This window comes from Mycobacterium sp. 852002-53434_SCH5985345, from assembly GCF_001667155.1.
Lineage (GTDB): Bacteria > Actinomycetota > Actinomycetes > Mycobacteriales > Mycobacteriaceae > Mycobacterium.
Genome location: NZ_LZIE01000063.1, coordinates 86,751 through 106,998, shown reverse-complemented (window position 1 = coordinate 106,998; position 20,248 = coordinate 86,751). Strand labels below are relative to the sequence as shown.

18 protein-coding genes are annotated in these 20,248 nt (G+C 66.9%); 5 read left to right on the top strand and 13 right to left on the bottom strand.

Going from position 1 to position 20,248, the window contains the following annotated elements; genetic code table 11:
- The first annotated feature begins 1 nt into the window (after position 1).
- From A5756_RS15580 to A5756_RS15570, 3 genes are all read left to right on the top strand, one after another.
- Positions 2-1,234 (top strand): Xaa-Pro peptidase family protein, encoded by a 1,233-nt coding sequence (locus A5756_RS15580; protein ID WP_066953813.1) that lies wholly within the window; start codon positions 2-4, stop codon positions 1,232-1,234.
- On the top strand, positions 1,224-2,333 hold the full coding sequence (locus A5756_RS15575) for a Xaa-Pro peptidase family protein (RefSeq protein WP_066953810.1): 1,110 nt from the start codon (positions 1,224-1,226) through the stop codon (positions 2,331-2,333). Before A5756_RS15580 ends, A5756_RS15575 begins: the two co-directional genes overlap by 11 nt.
- Positions 2,334-2,408: 75 nt before the next feature.
- On the top strand, positions 2,409-3,770 hold the full coding sequence (locus A5756_RS15570) for an HNH endonuclease signature motif containing protein (RefSeq protein ID WP_066953807.1): 1,362 nt from the start codon (positions 2,409-2,411) through the stop codon (positions 3,768-3,770).
- A gap of 1 nt (position 3,771) precedes the next feature.
- On the opposite strand, the gene A5756_RS15565 is transcribed toward A5756_RS15570, so the two are convergent.
- The 7 genes from A5756_RS15565 to A5756_RS15535 all read right to left on the bottom strand — a co-directional run bounded on the left by A5756_RS15565 (position 3,772) and on the right by A5756_RS15535 (position 12,151).
- Complete coding sequence (locus A5756_RS15565; RefSeq protein WP_066953804.1) at positions 3,772-5,052, bottom strand: hypothetical protein; 1,281 nt, start codon at positions 5,050-5,052, stop codon at positions 3,772-3,774.
- 4 nt (positions 5,053-5,056) lie between these two features.
- Positions 5,057-5,821, bottom strand: a complete 765-nt coding sequence (locus A5756_RS15560) for an SDR family NAD(P)-dependent oxidoreductase (protein ID WP_066953801.1) — start codon at positions 5,819-5,821, stop codon at positions 5,057-5,059.
- Positions 5,818-8,163 (bottom strand): CaiB/BaiF CoA-transferase family protein, encoded by a 2,346-nt coding sequence (locus tag A5756_RS15555; protein WP_066953993.1) that lies wholly within the window; start codon positions 8,161-8,163, stop codon positions 5,818-5,820. The genes A5756_RS15560 and A5756_RS15555 overlap by 4 nt, the downstream gene beginning before the upstream one ends.
- 14 nt (positions 8,164-8,177) lie before the next feature.
- Positions 8,178-9,146, bottom strand: coding sequence for an enoyl-CoA hydratase/isomerase family protein (locus A5756_RS15550; protein WP_066953798.1), 969 nt, complete (start codon positions 9,144-9,146; stop codon positions 8,178-8,180).
- A gap of 30 nt (positions 9,147-9,176) precedes the next feature.
- Positions 9,177-10,025: a mycofactocin-coupled SDR family oxidoreductase gene (locus A5756_RS15545; protein ID WP_066953795.1), complete on the bottom strand. Its 849-nt coding sequence runs from the start codon at positions 10,023-10,025 to the stop codon at positions 9,177-9,179.
- A complete protein-coding gene (locus A5756_RS15540) occupies positions 10,025-11,227 on the bottom strand; it encodes a cytochrome P450 (RefSeq protein ID WP_066953792.1) in 1,203 nt (400 codons plus the stop codon). The genes A5756_RS15545 and A5756_RS15540 overlap by 1 nt, the downstream gene beginning before the upstream one ends.
- A gap of 237 nt (positions 11,228-11,464) precedes the next feature.
- Positions 11,465-12,151, bottom strand: a complete 687-nt coding sequence (locus A5756_RS15535) for a TetR/AcrR family transcriptional regulator (protein WP_066953789.1) — start codon at positions 12,149-12,151, stop codon at positions 11,465-11,467.
- 404 nt (positions 12,152-12,555) lie between these two features.
- On the opposite strand from A5756_RS15535, the gene A5756_RS15530 reads away from it, so the two are divergent.
- On the top strand, positions 12,556-12,981 hold the full coding sequence (locus tag A5756_RS15530) for a preprotein translocase subunit SecD (protein WP_066953990.1): 426 nt from the start codon (positions 12,556-12,558) through the stop codon (positions 12,979-12,981).
- Between the two features lie 80 nt (positions 12,982-13,061).
- On the opposite strand, the gene A5756_RS25500 is transcribed toward A5756_RS15530, so the two are convergent.
- From A5756_RS25500 to A5756_RS15520, 3 genes are all read right to left on the bottom strand, one after another.
- A complete protein-coding gene (locus A5756_RS25500; protein WP_082960042.1) occupies positions 13,062-13,310 on the bottom strand; it encodes a hypothetical protein in 249 nt (82 codons plus the stop codon).
- Positions 13,311-13,493: 183 nt separating this feature from the next.
- Positions 13,494-14,729 carry an FAD-dependent oxidoreductase gene (locus A5756_RS15525; RefSeq protein ID WP_066953786.1) on the bottom strand — a complete coding sequence of 412 codons (1,236 nt, stop codon included), beginning with the start codon at positions 14,727-14,729 and terminating at the stop codon, positions 13,494-13,496.
- Positions 14,729-16,336 (bottom strand): arylsulfatase, encoded by a 1,608-nt coding sequence (locus A5756_RS15520; RefSeq protein WP_066953783.1) that lies wholly within the window; start codon positions 16,334-16,336, stop codon positions 14,729-14,731. Before A5756_RS15520 ends, A5756_RS15525 begins: the two co-directional genes overlap by 1 nt.
- Positions 16,337-16,453: 117 nt before the next feature.
- Here A5756_RS15520 and A5756_RS15515 point away from each other — a divergent pair, with 117 nt between their 5' ends.
- On the top strand, positions 16,454-17,473 hold the full coding sequence (locus tag A5756_RS15515) for a nitronate monooxygenase family protein (protein WP_066953987.1): 1,020 nt from the start codon (positions 16,454-16,456) through the stop codon (positions 17,471-17,473).
- A 5-nt stretch (positions 17,474-17,478) separates the two neighbouring features.
- On the opposite strand, the gene A5756_RS15510 is transcribed toward A5756_RS15515, so the two are convergent.
- From A5756_RS15510 to A5756_RS15500, 3 genes are all read right to left on the bottom strand, one after another.
- Positions 17,479-18,297, bottom strand: coding sequence for a class I SAM-dependent methyltransferase (locus A5756_RS15510; RefSeq protein WP_066953779.1), 819 nt, complete (start codon positions 18,295-18,297; stop codon positions 17,479-17,481).
- Complete coding sequence (locus A5756_RS15505; RefSeq protein WP_066953775.1) at positions 18,294-18,764, bottom strand: GbsR/MarR family transcriptional regulator; 471 nt, start codon at positions 18,762-18,764, stop codon at positions 18,294-18,296. The genes A5756_RS15510 and A5756_RS15505 overlap by 4 nt, the downstream gene beginning before the upstream one ends.
- 117 nt (positions 18,765-18,881) lie before the next feature.
- The gene (locus tag A5756_RS15500; protein ID WP_066953772.1) at positions 18,882-20,150 is read right to left on the bottom strand and encodes an amidohydrolase family protein; all 1,269 of its coding nucleotides are present in this window, start codon (positions 20,148-20,150) and stop codon (positions 18,882-18,884) included.
- Positions 20,151-20,248: the final 98 nt, after the last annotated feature.

Sequence of the window (20,248 nt, the reverse complement as noted above, 5' to 3'; positions counted from 1 at the left end):
GATGACTTCTTCCACAGCACGTGGCTCTGTGATCGACATACCCGATGAACCGGATCGGGCGCGCATGCGCGCGGAGACCGGGGCGCGCCTGCGGTCCGCGATGGCCGACCACGGCGTCGACGCGCTGATCCTGCTGATGAACGGCTACGTCGGGTACGCGACGGGGGCCAGCTGGCCCCTGGTGGACGCGGGCCTCTCGCACGTGGAGCGCCCGGTCGCGGTCGTGCTCGCCGACGACGAACACCCGCACCTGTTCATGCCGTTCCGCGGCGGTGCGTCCGCGCGGCCACCGGTGCCTGACGACCACCTGCACGGCCCGGTCTACCTCGAATTCGACCATGGGGTAGAGCAATTCGCGCGCGAGCTAGCGGGACTGATCCCCCCGGGTGCGAACATCGCCGTCGACGAATTGACCGGGGCGATGCGCAGGGCCGGCCCCAAGCTGTTCCCCGCGGGCGCGCCGACGGATGCGGCGATCGTGGTTGGTGCCGCGCAGTTGGTGAAGACACGGGATGAGCTGTCCTGCCTTCGCCGGGCGGCCCGCATCACCGAGGAAGCGATCGTGGACGTGCAGGGGGCCCTGGCGCCGGGAGTGCGGCAGATCGATCTCTCGGCCACGCTGGTGCGTCGCGCCTTCGAGCTGGGCGCCACCACCAACATGCTGGAGGCCATCTGGCAGGTCATGCCCAGTTCGCGCGAAGCCGGAGTCTGGACGACCCATGGCGATCTTGCGTTGCCGCTGTTGCCCACCGATCGTGAACTCGCCGCCGGTGATGTGCTCTGGACCGATATCAGCATGACCTACCTCGGATACTGCTCCGATTTCGGCCGGACCTGGGTTGTCGGCGAACAGCCCACGCCGCGGCAGCAGGATCAGTTCCGGCAATGGCGTGCCATCCTGGATGCGGTGCTCGCCGTGACCAAAGCCGGTGTCACTTCCGGCGATCTGGCGCGGGCGGCAATCGCCGCCAACGGTGGCCGCAAACCGTGGTTGCCGCATTTCTATCTAGGCCACGGCATCGGCACCTACCCCGCCGAAGCGCCCATGATCGGAACGGATCTCGGCGAAGAATTCGACGACAACTTCGTCTTCTCACCCGGGATGGTTCTGGTTCTGGAACCCGTGGTGTGGGAGGACGGGACAGGCGGCTACCGCAGTGAGGAGATCGTGGTGATCACCGAAGACGGCTACCTGCCGATCACCGACTACCCCTATGCCCCTTATGGCGACTGAGGTTTTGCCCGACCCCCGCGCATTGCGGACGGGTCGTCGGGAACGGGCGCTGGCGCAAATGGACGCACAAGGGCTCGACATCCTGGTGCTCGGGCGGCAGGCCAACATTCGTTACGTCACCGGCGCACCGCAGCTCTGGATAGCCGGGACGCGGCCGTTCGGTCCCATGTGTGTCGTAGTGCGCGCCTCCGGGGACATCTACCTCAATAGCACCGATGACGAGGGGGTTCCGGAGGAGATCGGGCACGATCACCTCTACGGGCTGGCCTGGAACCCGATGACGCTCATCGACGTGCTGAAGAAGATCGACGGGGCCGATAGGGCCCGGCGGGTCGGAACCGATGCGATCACACCCACTTTCGCCGCGCTGCTGCCCGAGGCGTTCCCCAATGCCGAGCTCGTCGACGCGGAGGTGGCGATGCGCGCGGCGCGGCGCGTCAAGACTCCCGATGAAATCGCGGCGATGGGCCCCGCACTTCGGGTCGCCGAACGCGGACTTGCCGCCGCCCTGGCCGAATTCGCGCCGGGAGTGTCGGAGCGGACGCTGGCCGGGGCGATGATGCAGGCCATGGCCGCGGGCGGGGTGAGCACGCCAGCCACGCAGGACGCCGCCTGGGTGACGTCGAAGGAATACCCCTGGCGCCGTGCCGATTCGGGCGAGGTACGCCCGGGTGATCTGGTCGCGTTCGCCGCGGGGGCCCTGGCGAACGGATACGTCGCGGAGGTGGGTCGGACCTGGCCGGCCGGTGATTCTCCCCATACGCTATTCGGCCGCTCGGATGTGTTGTACGACAACATGCTTGCGGCCTGTCGGCCCGGCGCTCCCACCTCCGACTTGGTGGCCGCCTATCAGGCGGCCGGAGAACCGATTCCGCCGATGCCGATCGCACACGGCTTGGGGCTGGGCTCCGATCCCCCGGTGGTGTCCGAAACACTGTTGGCCGCAGGCGAACGCGACGAGCTGGAGCCGGGCATGGTGTTGGCGATCACCGGGTATGTCTGGGAAGAGGGTGTCGGAGCGGTGTTCCGGCGCGACACCGTCCACATCACCGAAGGCGGCGTCGACGTGATGACCACCAGCCCGGCGTGGGCTTGCTGAATTCACTTGCGTCACTTCAGTTTCAGCGGTCTCAGGACCGCGTTTTTTGTCGGTGGGTCCCGATAGTTTCGAGGTATGAGTGTTGACCCGGAGGCGTTGTCGGCGGCCTTTGCAGTCATCAATGCTGCGGTCGACGATCTGGTCAGGTCGGACTGCGACGCCCTGGCCACCCGCGAGCAGCTGGCGATGTTGGAACACTGCGAAAGCGTGCGCCGCCGGCTGCCCGCCATCGAGCACCCGCTGATCAATTCCCTGGCCCACAAGGCCACCCCCGAAGAGCTCGGCGGCACGCTGCCGCGTGCCATCGCCGAGGCCACGTTGATCAGCCGCGCGGAGGCGTCACGCCGCGTGAAAGAAGCCACCGACCTCGGGCCGCGGCGCGGGCTGACCGGGGAGCCCTTGGCGCCGATCCTTGCCGCAACCGCTGACGCCCAACGAGACGGAAAGCTGGGCACCGGACAGGTGATGGTGATCCGCCGGTTCTTCCGTCAGCTGCCCGGCTGGGTGGACTTCGCCACCCGCCAGTCCGTCGAAGCCGACCTCGTCGCTCACGGAATGAACTACCGCCCCGAACAATTGGCCCAGCTCGCCGATCATGTCGCCGATTGCCTGAACCCCGACGGCACCTACACCGACGACGACCGCGCCCGCCGTCGCGGCCTCACCCTGGGCAAGCAAGGCCCTGATGGAATGTCCGAGTTGCGCGGCATGATCACCCCCGAACTACGGGCCACCGTGGAGGCGGTGTTGGCCAAACTGGCCGCGCCCGGCATGTGCAACCCGCTCGAGGACACCCCTTGCGTGGATGGCGCCCCCAGCCAAGAGACGATCGACCGCGACGCCCGCTCGGCTACGCAACGCAACCACGATGGACTCAATGCGGGGCTCAGGGCGTTGCTCGCCTCGGGAAAATTGGGCCAGCACAACGGGTTACCCGCATCGATCGTCATCACCACGACGCTACAAGATCTGGAGGCCGCAGCCGGCAGGGGTTTGACCGGCGGCGGCAGCATGCTGCCGATGAGCGATGTGATCCGGCTGGCCCGCCACGCCCTCCACTATCTAGCCGTCTTCGACAATGGCAAGGCGCTGGCGCTATATCACACCAAACGGCTTGCCGCCCGCGGTCAGCGCATCGTCCTCTACGCCAAAGGCCGGGGCTGCTCGGCTCCCGGCTGCACCGTGCCCGGCTACCTCTCCGAGGTCCACCACGTCGCCGACTGGGCCAAGTGCCGCCGCACTGATGCCGAGAACCTCACCTTCGCCTGCGGACCGCATCACCGCCTGCTCAAACCCGGCGGCTGGAGCACCCGCAAGAACGCAAAGGGTGACACCGAATGGATCCCACCCCCGCATCTGGATCGAGGCCAGCCCCGTACCAACAGTTTTCATCATCCGGAGAAGCTGCTCCGGGACGAAGACGACGACGGGCCTTAGCTCAGGTGCTCCACTCCGCAAGCGCGGCGTCGAGCAGATCCCCGACGCAATGCCGGTCCCACAGGAACAGCAGGTTCGAGAGCATCTGCAACGGGGCGCGCACGCTCTCGTCGTTCCTGATCAGCGGATGGCGTCGACTGTCCGGTATGGCTTCGAATCGCTTGCGGATCAACGCCGGCACGCCCAGCAGCCAGGCGACGCCCATCGCCGTCGCGTACAACAGCGTGTGTCGGCGCAATCGAACCGGATCGAGTTGCGGGCCGCCGCAACGATGGAACTCGGTGACGAACAGCTGTAGCAGCTCGTCGAGATGGGAGTCCCACAGGTCGGTTTCGGCGCCGGACATGGCTCCCCAGATCGCCATGCCGAGGTTCATTTGGCTGACGCATCCCCAGTCCATCAGCCCGCAGCGCAGAACGCCGTCGCCGTCACGCCAAAACCATGCGTTGTCGATATTGGCGTTCCAATGGCACAGCGCGACATAGTCGGAGTCATCGGTCAGCAGCCCCGCGACAGTCTGCTCGTAATGCGCGAACCGTGGCACATCCGCGCGCAGCCGCGCGACCAACTCCGGTGAACAAGCGGGCAGCAGCCCTGGGCGGAGATCGGCGAATTCCGTCAGTTGGTCCACCCGGCGCTCCAGTTTGTCCGGGGAGAGCGGCGCACGATCCCCTACCGTCGCGGCCGCCACGTCCAGCGGGAAGGGTGCGGTCAACTCGGCCGGCAGCCTGGCGGATCGATGGGTGCCGGCGAGCCGGGCCAGCGCGGTGAGCAGCGCTCGGTAGTGCTCGAGCGGTTCGGGCATCTCGTAGTCGAGGCACTTGTGATACTGCGGTTCGATCCCGTTGCCGCCGAATCGGATCCGTTCGGTGACCAGTATTCCCGTGCCCGTCTGGCGGTGATAGTCGGCGAACAGCACCCGGGGTACGGCGATCGGAAATTCGGGCGCACAGGACAGCGCGGCGAATCGCACTTCGGGTTCCATTTGGGTCTTGCCGCGATCGCGCGTCCGGTCGTCGAAGTCGCGCGAGAACTTGACGAACAAGTCGGCGGGCAGTTCCGGGGCGGGCCCGGCGTATTCGACGGAGAGGATCGCCTTGCGCCCCGTGCTGCCGCCTGCCACTTCGGCAAACTCGGTAACCCGCGCGATGCCGTTGTCCCGCAACGCGCCCGAGGCGAGAAACGCCGCGGTAAGGAACGGCGCCGCGCCGCTTTCCAGCGCCGCAGGGTCGGCCGGGATCGCCAACCCGTACTGGTCGCCCACGGCCCAATGTGGAGTCAATTGCTTACCACGTTTGTTCGGCGGCGCGCACCAGCATGTGGTTGACGGCCACCCGGCGGTCCCGGGTCACCATGAACAGCACCGCGTCGGCGATGTCTTCGGGGCGCAACTTGACCATGCCGGCGGTCTGGCGCTCGAACGCCTCCCGCGACGATTCGGCGAGATGGTCGAAGATTTCGGTATCGACCGTTCCCGGGCCCACCACGCCAACCCGGACCCGCTGCCCGAGCACCTCCTGCCGAATGCCCTCGCTGAATGCGTTCACCCCGAACTTCGTCAGCGAATAGACCGCGGTGTTCGGCCGGGCCACCCATCCGGCGGTCGAACTGATGGTGACCAGATCGGCGACACCGCGCGGCGAGTTGGCGGCGGCATCGATCAGGTGCGGGAGCGCCGCGCGGGTGACGTACAGGACGCCTTGCACGTTGACCGTCACCATGGCGTCCCAATCCTGCAGCGACGCCTCGGCCGCCGGGCCGGATTGCATCAGTCCGGCGTTGTTCACCACGGTGTCGAGCCGGCCGAACTGCGCGACGGCGCGCTGCACGGCCGCCGACACCTGTTCGGCGTCGGTGACGTCGGCCGCCACGGACAGCGCTGTGCCACCGGCGGATTCGATATCGGCTTGCAACTCGGCGAGCCGGTCCGCGCGACGCGCGAGCAGGGCCACCGCCGCGCCTTCCGCGGCGAGCGCTTTGGCCGTCGCGGCCCCGATGCCGCTACTCGCGCCAGTGACCAGGGCCGCGGTATGTGCGAGTGTCCCCGTCATGCGCCCAGTATCTCGTGTAGCAGGTACTCGGTGTGCTCGCCCAAGTCCGGCGCGCCGCGGGCGATGCGCGCCTGGCCGCCGACCATCCGCCAGGATGGCCCAACGATCGGGCGCTGGCCCTCTCGATGGTCGCTGACGAACCTGAACAGCTCGCGGTCCCACAGTCGTTGATCGCCGATCACGTCGAGAGAGGTGGCGCTCTTGCCGGCCGGGACACCCGCCGCGCGCAATCGGTCCGCCAGTTGCTCGGCCCGATGGCACCGGGTGAGTTGCGCGAGGCAGGCATCGAGCGTCTCGGTGTCGCACCGTCGCCCCGCCATGGTGGCGTAGCGGCGTTCTCGGGCCAGCGATCCCGCGCCGAGCACGTCGCACAACCCGCGCCACTGCAAGTCGTCGGCGACGGCCACCGTGATCCAGCCACCGTCCGCGCACGGGTAGCAGCCATGCGGGCACAGGTCCGGATGGTCATTGCCGCCGGGCGCGAAGGCTTGTCCGGTGAGGGCGTGTTCGAGCAGACGGTCGCCGATCATCGATGACAGGGTTTCCACTGCCGACAGGTCGACGAACTGCCCGGCGCCGGTGAGTTCGCGGTGCAGTAATGCGACCACCGCGGCGTACGCGGCCGCCGCGCCGACGGTCGAGTCGCCGTAGCGCATGCTCGTCCCGAGGGGCGGTCCGCCGCGATAGCCGACCAGCGGGGCGAGCCCGGCCAGGGCGGCGAAGCATGGCGCGTAACCGGTTTGATGGCCGAGCGGCCCGTCGTTGCCCCACATCTTGATCGACACGGAGATGATGTCCGCCTTGATCTCGATCAGCTGCGCATGGCCCAGGCCCTGGCGTTCCATCGCGCCCGGGTGCAGGTTGTTGATCACGATGTCGCTGCGGGCGACCAGCTCACGCAGCTGCCTCATGCCCTCGGTGGACTTGATATCGAGGTCGACACTGAGGATTTCGGGATTGATGCTGAGGAAGTACGGCGCGTGGTTGACGTCGGTGCCGCCGTAGGCGCGCATCTCCTCGGGGCTGCCCGCGGTTTCAACCTTGATGACCTCGGCGCCCAGCATCGCCAGCAGCTTGCCCGCGTAGGGCCCGGCCCACACCTTGGTGAGCTCGACGACCCGAACCCCTTGCAGCGGCCCACCGCGCGGATCCCTCGGCGGCTTGAGTTGCGCCGACTTGACCCGCGGACGCGGGCGCGGGGTATCGATGAGGCCCAGAATCTGCCCGGTGTGCTCGCCGAGGGCCGGTGCGGCGGAGGTGATTCGAGCCGGTGACGCACTGAACGCGTATGGCACCGTCGGATACGCCGCGTCGCCCAACACGGGGTGCCGAACCTGCTGGAAGAATCCCCGGTGCCGGTACTGCGGCGAATCATGCAGGTCCGCGGCGCCGTTCACCGGCACCAGCGGCACGCCCAGGCGCTGGGCTCGATCGGACGCGTCGTCCTTGGCAAGGTGCCGGATCCACGCGGCAAAGCCCCGCTGGAATGCGGCCACCTTCTCCGGGGTAACGGAAAACTCCAGCCAGTCGTCGTGAAAAGCGTCCAGCCACTCCGGGTGCCCCATGAGTTCTTTCAGGCCGAGCCAGTGGGCGCGGCTGGTCATGTACAGGAAGACGAAGCCGCCGGCGCATGCGAAAAACGCAGCCGGGCCCGCCTGGTCGTAGTCGCCGCGGTGGCCTTCGGCGGTCACCTCACCGGTGACGAACCGGCCGATGATGCAGTCGGCGCGGGAGGCCAGCACCGCCTGTTCGGAGACGTCGATGGAATCGCCGTGTCCGCTGTGCAGACGCCCGAAGAGCGCCGCCGTCACGCACAGCGCGGCGTCCAGTCCGGCTTCGTAGTCGGCCAGGAATCGACCCGGCCCCTGCAGTGGCGGCTTGGCCGGGTCGGGGTGGCTGGGCGTGTGGTATCCCCAACCGCTGGCGTGGAACACGTTGATGCTCTTGGCATTGCCGAACTCGGTGGGCGCGTCCCGCCCGAACGGGGTAATCGAACAGAACACCACGTCCGGGTGCAGCCGCGCCCAGCCGGTGGCCCAATCGAAGGCCCCGTCGTCGATGACCGCGTCCGCGCTGCCGACGAGCCGGTGCAGCGTGTCGACATCGGCGGCGGAACGGAGATCCAGCACGACGGACTGCTTGTTGGTGTTGAGATACGCGAACAGCCCGCTGCCCTCGGGACCGTCGGCGACGATGGGCGCCATCGCGCGCGTCGGGCTGCCGCACTCCGGCGCCTCGACCTTGAGGACCTCGGCACCGAAGTCGGCCAACAACTTTCCGCAGTACTCCCCCGCGACGGACCCGGCCAGCTCGACGACCCGGAAACCGGTCAGCGCCGACATGCGAGCTCTGACGGTCAGGGCTTCGCGCGTCCCGAGCGGCTCAGCCGCCACTCGGGCGGGAAGTTCAGGTCGTTGTCCTTCACCACGTTGTTGAGGCCCTTCTCGAAGGTGCCCGCGGTCAGGTCCACTTCCTCCGCGTCGTTTTGGATCATCGGCAGCATGCCCTCGACCATTCCGGTGAGCAGGCTGCCGAAGTATTCACCCTTGTGCTGCTTGTAGAGCTCCAGGAAGGTCTTCTGCACCGCTACGGTGTCGGTCGGGCGGGAACGTGAGCAGGCCATCGCGTATTTCAGCGTCTCTTCTTCCAGCTTCTCCCGCGGCACCACGCTGTTGACGAAGCCGCACTCGTACATCTCCTTGGCGCTGAACGGCCTTCCGGTGAAGAGCATTTCGGAGAACTTGCGCAGACCCATCGTCTCGGCCCACCACCACAGCCGCGGTCCCCAACCCACGTAGCGAAACGCCGGGTGGCCGAAGAGGGCGTCGTCGGACGAGACCACCAGGTCGGCGTCGCCGGCCTGGTAGAAGTGCCAGCCGTAGCAGTAGCCCTTGGCCTCGATGATGCTGATCTTGCGCAGCTCCTGCAGCGGGCGGTTTCCCGCGCGGGCCTTGGCGTAGAAGTCGGTGACGGTCGACAGGTAGCGGTACGATCCGCCGGGCGGGTACTTGACGTCGTCATCGTTGATGGCCACCTCGTGCAGTAGCGGCATGCCAGGGTTCTCGAGCATCCCCCGCTGCTCGGGCAGGTCGCCGCCGCTTCCGAAATCATCTCCCTCGCCACGGATCACGACGACCTTGACGTCGTCGTCCACGTTGCACTTGTGGATCAGGTCGGCGTAGTTCTGCCGCATACCCAACGTGGTGGAGTTGAGCTCCTCGGGGCGGTTGAAGGTGATGTAAGCGATCCGGTTCTTCTTGTCCTTCTCGAACTTGATGTACTGCTCAGCTTCCTTTTTCATTTCTTCGTAATCGTATTCGGGCATCGTCTTCTCCAACTTCTCTTGAATTAGCGTTTATTTGAGCAAGCTGCCCGCGTCGACGGGAAGCGAAACGCCGGTGACATAACGAGATTCGTCAGAGGCGAGGAACAGGACCGCGTTGCTGATGTCCGCGGCGTCCACCCAGGGCACCGGCAGGGTGTGCATCATCTGGGATATGGGGGCGAAGTCGTCGGGGCCCGGATTTTCCAGGTCTGGGCGAAACAAGCGGAACGTGTTGTCGTTCATCACCATCGTGGTGCCCACCTGGGTGGGTAGCACGGCGTTGACGCGGATCATGTGCTGGCCCAGCTCGACGGCGAACGCACGCATCAGGCCGATGACGCCGTGCTTGGCGGCGACGTAGTGGCCGGTGTTCGGGTAGGCCTTGTGTCCGCCGACCGAGCTGGTGAGCACGATCGATCCGCCGCGACCACCCGAAAGTAGGTGTGGGACGCCCGCTTTGACCGTATGCCAGACGCCGCTCAGGTTGATGTCGATCATGTCCTGCCAGACGTTCTCGCGGATCTTGTGCAGCTTCCTGCCGTCGGTACCCACACCCGCGTTCGCGACGATGATGTCGAGCCGCCCGAGTTGTTCCACACCGGCGTCCACGGCGGATTTCAGCGCGTCGTAGTCGCGGACGTCCACCTGCGCGGTGACGATCCGACGGTCCTGGGCCTTCACCAAATCGGCCGTCTCGGCCAGGTCCTCCGGCGTCGAGTGCGGGTACGCCAGGTTCTCGATCGGCCCGCAGACGTCGATCGCGATGATGTCGGCACCCTCCTGCGCCAAGCGCACCGCGTGGCTGCGGCCCTGGCCGCGGGCCGCGCCGCTGACGAACGCGACCTTTCCCGCTACCCGGCCCTCAACGCTCCCGGTCATCAGGGCACCACGGTGGGCAGGGTTTCCCAGCCTCGCACCGACGACGTCGGGCTCAGCTTTGCGTTGGCCAGATCGGGCTCCCACTCCGGGAAGCGCTTGAGGATCTCCTCGAGGGCGACCCGGCCTTCCAGCCGGGCCAGCGCCGAACCCAAGCAGAAGTGGGCGCCGACGCTGAACGTGAGGTGCGGCCGGGCGGCGCGATGAATGTTGAATTCGCCTGCGTCGGGACCGAACTGCCGCTCGTCGCGGCAGGCCGACCCGAGAAGCATCAGCATGACGCTGCCTTCCGGCACCGTCTGGCCATAGAGGCTGACGTCGCGAGTTACATAGCGTGCCATGTGCGGCGCGGGGGGCTCGAAGCGCAGCAGCTCCTCGATGGCCTGCGGGATGAGTCCGGGGTTCTCGACGAGCTCGCGACGCTGGTCGGGGTGCTCCGCGAGAACTTTGCCCGCCCAACCGATAAGCCGCGTTGTCGTTTCGTTTCCCGCTCCGGCCACCACGTTGAGGTAGACCAAGATCTCTTCACGCCTCAGCCGCCGCGTGGTGCCGGTTTCGTCGACGAACTCGACGTTCAGCAGCTCGGTCATGATGTCGTCGGACGGATTGTCGGCACGCCAGTCGATATAGGCCTCGAACTGCTCGCCCACTGACAAGCCGTGCTCGGCGGCACTCATCGGCTTGCCGGGCTCGGTGCGTAGTTGGGCGTTGCCGCGATCGCGGATGTACTCCTGATCTTCTTCGGGAATCCCGAGCAGTGCGCTGATGACCTTCATCGGCATGATCGCGCCAAGGTCGGTGACGAAGTCGAACCGCCCCGTCCCCACCAGTGGGTCCAGCGATTGCGCGCAGAACTCGCGGATCATCGGCTCCAACGCCGCGATCTTGCGGGGGGTGAACATGCGCGACAGCAGCTTGCGGTGCACGTCGTGGATCGGCGGGTCTTCGAAGATCAACATGCCGGACGGGATCTCGAGGTTGGCCTTGATCAGTTCCATGATCACGCCCCGAGCGGAGCTGTAAGTGCCGTAGTCGATGATGGCCTTGTTTACATCGGCGAATCGGCTCAGCGCGTAGAAGTCGTATTCGGAGTTGTAGTAAAGCGGCGCCTCGTCACGCAGGCGCTTGAACATGGGATATGGGTCGGCAATCAGCTCGACGTCGTACGGGTCGAATCGCACATGGCTATCGGTGCTCGTCGTCACGAAATCCCTCCTACCGCTGCCTTTTACCGGCATGCCGAGGGCCTGGCAGCCCTGGATCCGGTTCGGGGCAATTTATACACTCCGCTTAATTGCGTTGCTGTGACATTCGCATGGGCTGGGCTGAAATCGGCCCGTCAGCACGGCCTAACTCTATTCTCGTAGAGAACCATACGGCGAATGGTCTGGCAAGACCCCATGCCGCATCACCCGCCACCGATTCACGCATGTTCGGCCCGCTCAGCCGAACGCCGTCGCCCGGTCCCGGCCCGTGGTGCGCCGGCGGGCCGTTTCGGTCAGCCGGCCCTGCTGCGGGCTCCGCAGAATGCCGGCGGCGATGGCCGACAAGATGCCGTCGAGCTGCTCGGGGCTGTCGACGATCCGGTCGCCGTGCGCGAACCGCACCAGCAGCCCGTTGATGAACGTCAACGTCACATTGCTCAGATCCTCGACCACGGCGGGGTCCAGGTCCGCGCCGTGCGGCATCAGCTGGACCAGGATTTCGCGGTGCAGTTTGGTGAATTCGTCCGTGGCCCGCTGCAGGATCGCGGCCAGCGACGGGTCGCGGGCGGCCTGCATGGTCAGCTCGTAGCGCGCCTTGGTCCGGAACAATTGCGGCTCGCTACCGGATCGAATGACCACCTGGGACAGTCGCGAGGGCGAGGGGTTGTCGCCCCGGCCGTCGGAGTCGTCGGCCACGGACTGTAGGTCGGCGAGGTCGAGCTCGGCCAACCGCTCGGCCACGGCGCGCAGCAGCGCCGAGCGGGTGCGAAAGTAGAACGACGTGGTGCCGTCGGGCACGCCGGCTTTGCGGTCGACTTTGAGGTGGCTCAATCCCTTGGCCCCGTCGTCGGCCAACAATTGAATCGCCACGTCGCACAAGTCGCGGCGGCGCTCCCCGGGATTAGGTTTTCGGCGTTTGTCCATGGCAATCCGTCTCGGACCGAGACCTTACTCTATATTCGTAGTGTCGGTAAAGGGCCGGTCTGATCGCCTATGACGGCGGGCCGGTGGGCCACCAGGCGGGCTTTCCCCGCCCCGCACGAAAACGTCTGCGATGCAACGACTATCAGGCATCGGCGGGACGGCGTGTGTTCGACTGGAACAATGGTCCGATGATTGGACGTCGGAGTGAAGAGACAGAGGGCGTGGGGAGGCATCGCTGCGCGCGCCGCCGAGGGCGCGTCACGGCCGTTTCGTTGGCGTGCACCGGCCTGCTCGCGGTGCTGATATGCGGCTGCAGCCCGACGCGCCATCAGGGCGCGCCCACCACATCGACCACGACCACCACCACCCCGTCGGCCACCACAACCGCATCGCCCACTCCGATTGTGAAGATTGCACCGTTGCCCGTCCGGCCGGTGAACAAGTCTCAACCGACCAGCCCCGAGAAGTGCCCGGACGCGAATCGGGTGGCGGCACCGACGGATGCGCTCACCACCTGTGATATCGCCCGGACCACGTTGTACATGCTCGGCCCGGAGAGCATGCAGCTCGGGCTGCTACACGTGGACCCACCGAAGTCGCTGACCGCGGGTTTCTACGACGTGACCCTGACCCTGGACCCACCGTCGGCGACCGCGTGGGCGTCCTACACCGCCGCGCATCTCAAGGACCACGTGGCCTTTATCCGCGACAATCTCGTTCTGGAGGCCCCGATCATCGAAGACCAGGTCGCCTCCGGGCGGATCGCGTTGACCACCCAAACCGCCGAGGGCGCAGCGCAATTGGCCCAATTGGCCAGCCGGCCCTCATGACGTCAGCACGAGAGAGGCTGGACTCGGCATCGGCATGGACGGCGACGCCGCGCGGCAATCGTGCATGAATTCTGCGGAGATCAGGTGCACGGAACGCCGTGCGGCCCGCCAACCCACTGACCGGGCGGCGCCTGCCAGGGACAAATCTGCTTGACCTGCCCAGGCGGCAGCGGATTCCAATGACCATTGTCGACGACGTGTGGACCCGGCGGAACCGGCGGCGGCCACGGTCCCGGGTGGGCCTGCGCCATACCGGTTCCGAGGTTCAGTGCCGCCGCGCTCAATGCGCCGGCGACGATGGCCTTACCTGCGAAGTTCTTGAGATTCATTGCTGGCCTCCTCTCGGTCTATGGCTCGCCATTGGCGGGGTCCGAACCGCGGAGGCAGAACCAATTTCGCGACCTCGAAAATGTCACAAGATGGTTACCCCCGCTCACGAAAAGTCAAACCGCCTCCGCGGCCGGCAAGGGGATCCGGATTCGGTGGGCGGCGGACGCGTCCGGGACGCTGACTCAGCCAGCACGGGGCCCGGGCGCGCGGCGCGCGAATGCCGGCGCATGCTCGGGCCGCACGCCGACGCCGACGAAGTAGGCCGGCACGGCCGACAGCCACGGCAGCCGCTTCATCAGGCCCAGCAGCGCCGCGGGCGGCGTGGGGTCCGCGCCGCGCAACAACGGCCCGAGCAACATGTGGTGCAACACTTGCTGCACGAGTTGGGTCACCACCGTGGGGAACACGCGGCGGCGGTGGACCGCGGCGAGTTCGCGATCACCGACGCGGTGTCGTCGCAGCGGTTCGGCCAGTACGGTCGCGGCCGCGACAGCATCCTGGATGGCCAGGTTGATCCCGACCCCGCCCAGCGGCGACATCGCGTGCGCCGCATCCCCGATGCACAGCAGCCCGTCGGTGTGCCAGCGCCGCAACCGATTCACGTGCACGTCCAGATGTTTGACGTCGTCCATGGATTGCAGCGCCGCGACCGACTCCGGCATATCCGGTAGCAACTCTTCGACGTCGCGCCGGAACGCGTCTATGCCGCGCGCCCGCAGCTGGGCGTCGGTGCCCTTCGGCCCGAGGTAGGCGATCTGGAAGTAACCCTCCCGTGGGATCACCGCGAGCCCCTTGCCCGGACCAAGGCGGGGCAAAAAGGAGTATTCGGTGTCTTCCTTGTGCGGCAACCGAAACCACCACACGTCGAACCTCACCGGGTGTTCGCGCGCCTTCAGTCCGGCCTCGTGCCGAACGACCGACCAGCGGCCGTCGCAGGCGACGGTCAACTCGGCCCGCAATTCGCCCGGCCCCTCGGGCCCGCGGTAGCGCACACCGGCAACCCTGCCGCCCTCCCACAGGAGCCCGGTGACTTCGGTGTTCATCCGCAGTGAGAAGCTCGGCTCCTCCTGTGCCGCACCGGCGAGGAGCTTGAGCAAGTCCCACTGCGGCACCATCGCGACGAAGGGGTGGGGCTGGCGCAACCGCTCGAAGTCGACGTATGTCACCGCCTGCCCGTTGGATTCGAGTTTCGCGGTGCGGACCTCGGTAAAGGGCAAGGCCGCGAACGGTTCCCACAGGCCCAGTTCGTCGAGCAACCGCATGGTGGTCGGGTGGACCGTGTCGCCGCGGAAGTCCCGCAGGAAGTCACCGTGCTTCTCCATCAGCGTGACTTGGACACCCGCCCGCGCCAGTAGCAGCCCTAGGACCATTCCGGCCGGGCCGCCACCGACGATCGCACACGAGGTTGTCTCAGCCATCAGAGGTCAAACTCGACGTCGAACACCGAGACGGGATCGAGGATGACGCCATTTTCCTCGACGTAGCGATCCCACAACGTCAGCAGTTCGGCCAGTTTGTCTGGGTGCGAGCCGGCGAGGTCGTGGATCTCGCCCGGATCGGTGGCGAGGTCGTAGAGCTGCCAGCTGCCCGGACCGTATGGTGCGGGCAGGTGCAGCGCCTTCCAGTCCCCCTGGCGAATCGCACGGCGGCCGAACAACTCCCAGCCCGTGCCGGTCTCGGCGTCATGCACGGTCTCCGCGCCTCCCGACAGATACGGCACCATGGAGCGGCCGCGCATCGGTGCCACCTCGCGTCCGCGATAGGCCGCGCCGGGATGCGCGGCCCCCGCCAGTTCCAGCACCGTCGGGGCGATGTCCATGACGGTGCTGAACGCGGTCCCGACGTCTCGTTGCCGGTCAAAGCCGGGCCAGGTGACGAAGCCGACCACCCGGATCCCGCCCTCGGTGGTGAACGCCTTGTGCAGCCGCGACGGCGCGGTGGCGGCTTGTGCCCATCGCGGTCCGTACCAGATAAACGAGGAGGGCCGGCCGAGGTTGTCGACGCTGTTGTCGCAATGCTTTTCGATCTGCGCTGCGATACGCGCACCGTGGAGCGGCATCGCTTCGACAATGGCACCTTCGGCACCGTTGTCAGACAGGAAGATAACGACGGTGTCGTCGAGTTCGCCGCTGTCCGAAAGGTATTCGATCACCCTGCCGATATTCCAGTCCATCCGGTCGACCATCCCGGCGTAGACCTCCATGCTGCGGGCAGATACCGCGCGCTGTTCGTCGGTCATGTCCGCCCACTCGGGGGCGTCGTCGGCGACGACCGGATGCGCCTCGACGTCCGGCGGGCACAGGCCCAGCCGCTTGAGGGCCGCCAGTCGCTCCTCGCGGAGCGCATCCGGACCGGCGTCGTAGCGGCCACGGTATTTCGCGATGGATTCGTCCGGCGCCTGCAGCGGCCAGTGCGGCGCCTGGAACGGCAGATAAGCGAAGAAGGGCCGGTCCTCGCCGGGTGCGCGCTCGCGCAGGTACTGCAACAGCTTGTCGGTGTAGAAGTCCGACGAGTAGAAGTCGTCCCCGACCGTGACGAACCGATCGTCCTCGGTGTAAAGCGTTGGAATGGGCGAGAATCCGCCGGCCGCCCGGCCCCCGTAATGGCTGGCCCCCGCCGGCAGCAAGGCAAACGAGCGCTCGAAGCCGCGCGCCGACGGCGATGTCTCGATGGTCGCGCCCAGGTGCCACTTGCCCGACATGAGCGTCAGGTATCCGGCGTCGCGCAGCAGCTCGGGCAACGCCACGACCCGGTCGTTCAGATAACCCTCATAGCCGGGTGCGCCGCGGAACGCCGGCCCCGCGACCTCCAGCATGGTGCCGATCCCGGCGATGTGGTGGTCCGTTCCCGTCAGCAGCATGGCCCGGGTGGGCGAGCACGCGGGCGCGGAGTGGAAATCGGTGAACCGGACCCCCGCGTGGGCGAGCCGATCGAGATTGGGCGTCTCGATTTCGCCGCCGAACGCGCCGATATCGGAAAACCCGAGGTCGTCCGCCACTATCACGAGGAAGTTAGGCCTCTTCACGCTCAAGCATCCTGCCAGGTCCCGCCCCCGGGCGGAATGCTGCCGCAACGGCACGTCGTTATTGTCAAGGCGGCGATCTCCGCGCCCGCGACACTGCGACACCGGAAGGGCTTTGAGATGCTGGCACAGTTCGGGATGTCCATTCCGCTGGTCGCCGCCCCGATGGCGGGCGGCCCGACCACCCCCGCGATGGTGTCGGCCGCGAATCGTGCGGGCGGCCTGGGCATGCTCGCCGCCGGCTACAAGACCGTGGAGGCCGTCGAGGCGGAGCTCAAACAAATTCGCTCCGAGGGAATCCCATTCGGTATCAACCTCTTTGCGCCCAATCCGCTACCGGTTGATCCCGAGGCGTATCGGGCGTATGCCGCTATCGTTCAGCGCGACGCCGACCAGTTCGGTGTGACGCTGCCCGCGGGGCCCGTCGAGGACACCGACAAGTTCGACGAGAAGATCGCGCTGCTGCTCGACGACCCGGTTCCGATGGTGTCGTTCACCTTCGGCATCCCGTCGGACGGCGTGATCGCGGCGCTGCGCAAGGCGGGCTCCGTCGTGGTGCAGACGGTGACCACCCCCCAGGAGGCGGTGCAGGCGCGCGACGCCGGGGTGGACATGCTCGCCGTTCAGGGGGCGGCCGCCGGCGGTCACTCGGGCACGCTCTCGCCGCGCAAGCCGTTGACGCCGGTGCCGATCGCCGAACTGGTCGAACGGATCGTCGCGACGGTGCCGCTGCCGGTGATCGCCGCCGGCGGGCTCGCCTCCCCCGGCGCCGTTGCCGAGGTGATCCGCGCGGGGGCCGCGGCGGCCGCGGTCGGCACGATCCTGCTGCGCGCCGACGAAAGCGGCGCCTCGGCCACGCATCAGGCAGCCCTGACCGATCCCGCCTACAGCGAGACGGTGCTCACGCACGCCTTCACCGGGCGCCCCGCCCGCGGGCTGCGCAACACGTTCATCGATGCCCACGAGGCTCAGGCGCCGCTGGGCTATCCCGCCATCCACTACCTCACCAGCCCGCTGCGCAAAGCCGCGGCCGCGGCGGGAAAGCCCGACTATGTCCACCTGTGGGCCGGCACCGGATACCGCAGCGCCACCGCCGAACCCACGTCCGACATCCTGCGGCGGCTGGCTTCCGGGTTGTGACGCCGTCAGAACTCGAAGCGGTTCAGCACGTCGTACTTGCCGCCGGGCGATGCGCACGTCAGCTTGTACATCCACCGCACCGCCGTCGATTCGATTTTTCGGTAGTCCGCCAGCGCGGGCGCCTGCTCGACCAACCGCAACCTCGGGTTCCACGTCTGTAGCACCCGCGCGTCGCGGATGCCCCACTTGATGATCCCCCTGGTGAAAAGCCTCGACAGCAGGGGCGCCAGGGCCGAGAGCGTGTCGAACTGCATTTCGCCGCAATCGAATCGATCGGTCAGCCGCTGCAGCAGCTGCCGCACCTGCGGCTCGGTCAAATACATCAGCAGGCCCTCGGCGACCACCAACGTGGGCCGGCCGGTCGGGATCTGCTCCAGCCACTTCGGATCGGTCACCGACGAGCCGATCATCCGGTAGCACTCCGTATCGTCGTAGAGTCGCCGCCGCAGCTCGATGACACCTGGTTGGTCGATGTCGAACCACGAAACCGAATGCGGTACGTCGAGCCGGAAAGCGCGGCCGTCGAGGCCGCAACCCAGGTGCAGGACCACCGCGTCGGGGTGACGCCGCAAAAAGTCCGCGCACCAATCGTCGAGCGCTTTCGCCCGCAACGCGACCAGGTACTGGTTCGACACCGGCAGCGAGCTGCGATGGATCCTCTTGAAGTCGTAGTCGATCCGGTCGACCGCCTCCGCGGCCGCCGTGTCACCCAAAATTGGTCGGCGGGAACGGCTTTCATGAGCGCGCAGGTACAGTGTGACAAGGTTCGTCCACTCCACCGAGCCCCAGCGGACGGAACTGAAATCGACTTTGGCCGTAGTCATGGCTTTCTCCTTGCCGCCCGATATTCGGTCCACATCTGCATGAGCTGGTCGCGGTAGGCATGGGTGCAGAATTCGCAGAAATCGCGGAAATCCTCGACGCGCTGCCGCTGTTCGGCACGGTCCTCGCCGAGCACGGAAAGCGCGAACTCGGCGGGCTCGATCCCCAGCCGCATGAGAGACAGCTGCGTTTCCAGGACACTGGTGAAGCCGCCGGGCGTGACCCGGTAGAGGTGTTGACGGTCCGGGCTCGGCAACCGCTCCACCATGCCGCCCTCCAGCAGCTGGCGGGCAACCGTACTGATGGAGGCCTTGCTGACCGATAACGCGTCGGCCAGCTGGGTCAACGACTGCTGGGGCGGATGAGAGATCAGGAGCCAGCCATAAACCCGGCCCATGGTGCGGGTTGCGCCGAGCAACTCGAAGAACAGGCCGAGGCGATCGACGAACTCGGACTCTTCCGGCGACACGGACCCTCCCCCACGTACGTTCAGTACGTACTTAACGTAGCGTACGCCAGAGGCGGCGTCGATGGAACGTCGCTCAAATTTCGCGCAGGCGACTCCCCCGCGCGGACTCGCCCGCGTTCAGAACGCCTCGGGATCGCGCTGCACTTCTTCCGGAACGGGGTGGCGGTACAGGCGAGAGGCGTTCTCCCAACTGAACTTGCGAATGACGTCCTCGGGCAGGTCACCGATCTGTTCGTGGACCGTCCGCTGGGTGTGTGGCCAGGTGGAGTCGCAATGCGGGTAGTCGGCTTCCAGCATGATGTTGTCCACGCCGATCCGGTCGCGCTGCACGAACGACGACTTGTCCTCCACCGCGCAGAACCAGAAATTTCGCGTGAAAACCTCTGCCGGAGTGAGGCTTTCGCCCAGCGTCTGCCAGGTGCCGTACATCGCGTGGTAGCTGAGCATGTGGTCGAGGCGATCTAGCAGGCCGGCGACCCAGCCTATTCCGCCTTCCGACAGACAGATCTTCAGGTCGGGGAACCTGCTGGGCAAGCCGGAATACAGCCAGTCGACCGCCGCCGAGATCGCGTAGGCGAAGAACAAGACGCCCTGCACGTCCGGCGGCGCGTCCTCGGTGGTGGACGGCGAGGACCCCGACGAGCCGATGTGCAGGTTCACGACGGTGTCCGTCTCGGCGCACGCCGCCATCATCGGGTCCCAATGTTTGGAGTGGATGCTCGGCAGTCCCAACATCGCCGGGTTCTCGCTGAAGGTGACGGCGTGGAATCCACGCTCGGCATTCTCGTAGATCATCTTCGCGCCGAGCTCGGGGTCAAGCAACCACGGCAGCTGGCAGGGAATGATGCGCTCGGGATATGAGCCCGCCCAGACCTCGAGGTGCCAATCGTTCCATGCGCGCACCGAGGCCAGCGCCAGGTCGCGGTCAGTGGTCACCTGCTGCAACCGCTGGCCGGCGAACCCGGGCAGGAAGGACGGGAAATTGAGCGAGGCGTAGATGCCGTTGAGGTCCATGTCCTTGACGCGCTCGTGGATATCCCAGGCGCCCCTGCGCATTTCGTCGAACCGGACCGGCTCGAAGCCGTACTCCGCCACCGGCCGGCCGACGACCGCGTTGAACCCGACGTTGGGTAGTTCCCGGCCGTCGTAGACCCAGGTCTGGCCCCCGCTGTCGGTCTCCACGACTCTGGGCGCGCGGTCGGTGAACTTGCGCGGCAGCCGCCCGGTGAAGGTGTCCGGCGGCTCGACGATGTGGTCGTCGACCGAGAGCACCGTGTAGCGCCGGGGTGCGCGGGGCGGGTCCGGCAGGAAGGTGACCGAGCGCTGTTCGCCCGTCTTCGCGGTGGTGAAGCTCAGGTCGGCGGCCAGCTCGTCGATCGATTTCACTCGTCAATCTCCTTGCGGGATGGCGTCGTTGAGTGTGTGGTGACGGAGTTCAGTGTGCGGCGACGGCGACGCCTGTCGGCGTGTCGCCGCCCAGGATG